Below are 2,272 nucleotides of genomic sequence, written 5' to 3' on the forward strand. Positions count from 1 at the left end.
CTCCCGCCCTCCGCCGGGGCTCCCACCCCGTAGCGCACGGCTCTCACGACCTCAGGCCCCACGGAGACTCCACTGCCCACCCTCATGATTGTGATTGTCAGCGCGGTGGCCGTGCTGGTGGCGATGATTGCCCACGCCGCGGGCCACCTCACCGCGAACCGGCTGGGCCGGCTGGTGCTGCTGGGAGGCCTGGCCATCCTGCCGCTGGTCGTCAGCGGCGCCGGGGTCGCGGTGGGCGTGCGCGAGTCCAGCCAGACGCAGTTCTGCATGGGCTGCCATGAGATGGAGCGCTACGGGCAGAGCCTGTTCGTGGACAACCCCAACGCCCTGGCCGCGGTCCACTACCAGAAGCGGCTCATCGACCGCGACTCCACCTGCTTCTCCTGCCACACGGACTACGCGCTCTTCGGGGACGCGAAGGCCAAGCTCAACGGCCTGCGGCACGTCTGGGTCCACTACTTCGGGACCATCCCCCCGGAGCCCCGGCTCTATCAGCCGTATCCCAATTACAATTGCCTCCACTGCCACAACGACGCGCGCGGCTACCTGGAGGCCGGGCCGCACCGGGAGCTCCAGGCGGAGCTGCAGAGCGGGGCCCGTTCGTGCCTGAGCTGCCATGACCTGGCGCACGACCTGGAGGGCGTGAAGGCCCAGAACTTCTGGCTTCCGGAGCGAGCGCGTCCATGACTCATGACAAACGCATCCGGGTGGCGGCGCTCTTCGTGCTGGCGGGGTTGCTGGTCCAGCTGTTCGCCTCCCTCTATTGGACGCCCCTGACCTTCGTCATCTCCACCGCCGTGGGCGTTCCTTTGGTCCTGCTGGGGGTCCTGCTCTACGGCGTCACGGTCTGGAAGATATTGAAGGAGCAGAAGGCCCTATGAGGCGCTCCGCTCGCGGGGGACGGTGGCCGGTGGGGCTCGTCGCCCTCCTCCTGTTCACGACGCCCATCTTCGCCGTGAACTCGCCGCAGGACGTGCGGGTGCCTCCGCTCAAGGAGCGCGCCGCGCCTGCTCCGGCGGTGTTCTCCCATTGGGGGCATGGCTCCATGTATTGCTACAGCTGCCACCCCGGCACGTTCCCGCAGGCCCGGCTGGGCTTCACGCATCAGGACATGCGGGAGGGCCGCTACTGCGGGCGCTGCCATGATGGACAGGCCGCCAAGGCCTGGAGCTCCATGAAATGCGAGGCGTGCCATGCGCGTCGCTGACCCGGGCACCTGGGCGCTGTTCGCCTGCGCGCTGATGCTGTCCATTCCAGGCCCCGCGCGGGCGCAGTCCCAGGAGGAGAAGCGGCGGCAGCTCCAGGAGCGGCTGGGCATCAAGCCGCCCCCCGTGCAGGCGGCGCCGGACGCGGGCGTCCCCGCCCCGGCAGCGCCGTCCCCCGCGGAAGCCGTCAGGAGTCCCGGCGCGCCGCCGGCCCGGACGCCCGCCAGCGCGAACCGGCCTCGAGTGCCGGGCTTCGAGGAGGACGTGCGGCCCATCCTGGAGAAGGCGTGCAAGTCCTGCCACGGCCCGGAGGGAATGGCGTCCCGGTCCCGCTGGGTGCTCCGGGGCGAGCCCGCGGACTACGAGGCCACCCTGCGCTTCGTGCAGACCGCCACCGCCGCGCAGAGCCCGCTGCTCAAGAAGGGCACCGGCACCACGCTCCACGGAGGCAAGAAGGTCTTCGCGGTGGAGTCGGCGGAGTACGCGACGGTCCTGCGGTGGATTGAAGGAGGGGCCCCGCCCGGCAAGGCACGCGGCGGCCCGCCCGCGTTGACCACGGTCAGCCCAGGCACGCCCCATCCCGCCCACGACCGCGCGCCCACGTCCGCGCCGGCTGCTCCCAGTCCAGCGCCTGGCGCGGCCACGTCTCCCGGCGCGGACACGTCTCCAACCGCCACACCGGTCGCGAGTACGGGCCCTGCGTCCCAGGACGCCGGGGCCGCGCCGCGCTTTGCTCCCCAGGTGCACGAGGCGCTGCTGGCGGATTGCTCCAGCTGTCACGCCTCGGACGGGATGGCCGGCTCCAGCCGCTACGTGACCCACGCGGATCCGGAGCAGCACCTGCGTTCGGTGGAGCCCCTGGTGGTTCCCGGCTCCGCCGCCAACAGCCTCCTCTACCAGCGCGCGAAGGGCGACTCGCATGCAGGTGGCGCGGTGTGGGAACCCGGCAGCGCGCAGCTGGCGCTCCTGGCCCGGTGGATTGACGCGAGCGCGAAGGAAACCGCCTCGCCCGCCGTGGTGACCACCGCCCCCACCGCGCCCGGGCCCGCCGTGGCGCAGCCGTCCAC

At 71.7% G+C, this 2,272-nt stretch carries 3 protein-coding genes and 1 pseudogene; all 4 read left to right on the top strand.

Features of this window, described 5'->3' with window-relative positions; translation table 11 throughout:
* The first annotated feature begins 84 nt into the window (after positions 1–84).
* On the top strand, positions 85–687 hold the full coding sequence (locus D7X96_RS38795; RefSeq protein ID WP_120550329.1) for a NapC/NirT family cytochrome c: 603 nt from the start codon (positions 85–87) through the stop codon (positions 685–687).
* The gene (locus tag D7X96_RS38800; RefSeq protein ID WP_120550328.1) at positions 684–881 is read left to right on the top strand and encodes a hypothetical protein; all 198 of its coding nucleotides are present in this window, start codon (positions 684–686) and stop codon (positions 879–881) included. The genes D7X96_RS38795 and D7X96_RS38800 overlap by 4 nt, the downstream gene beginning before the upstream one ends.
* Positions 878–1,207 carry a c(7)-type cytochrome triheme domain-containing protein gene (locus D7X96_RS38805; protein ID WP_120550327.1) on the top strand — a complete coding sequence of 110 codons (330 nt, stop codon included), beginning with the start codon at positions 878–880 and terminating at the stop codon, positions 1,205–1,207. The genes D7X96_RS38800 and D7X96_RS38805 overlap by 4 nt, the downstream gene beginning before the upstream one ends.
* A pseudogene (locus D7X96_RS38810) lies at positions 1,194–2,272 on the top strand (hypothetical protein); the annotation flags it as partial. The gene D7X96_RS38805 and the pseudogene D7X96_RS38810, both read left to right, overlap by 14 nt.

This window comes from Corallococcus interemptor, assembly GCF_003668875.1.
In the GTDB taxonomy this organism is placed as follows: domain Bacteria; phylum Myxococcota; class Myxococcia; order Myxococcales; family Myxococcaceae; genus Corallococcus; species Corallococcus interemptor.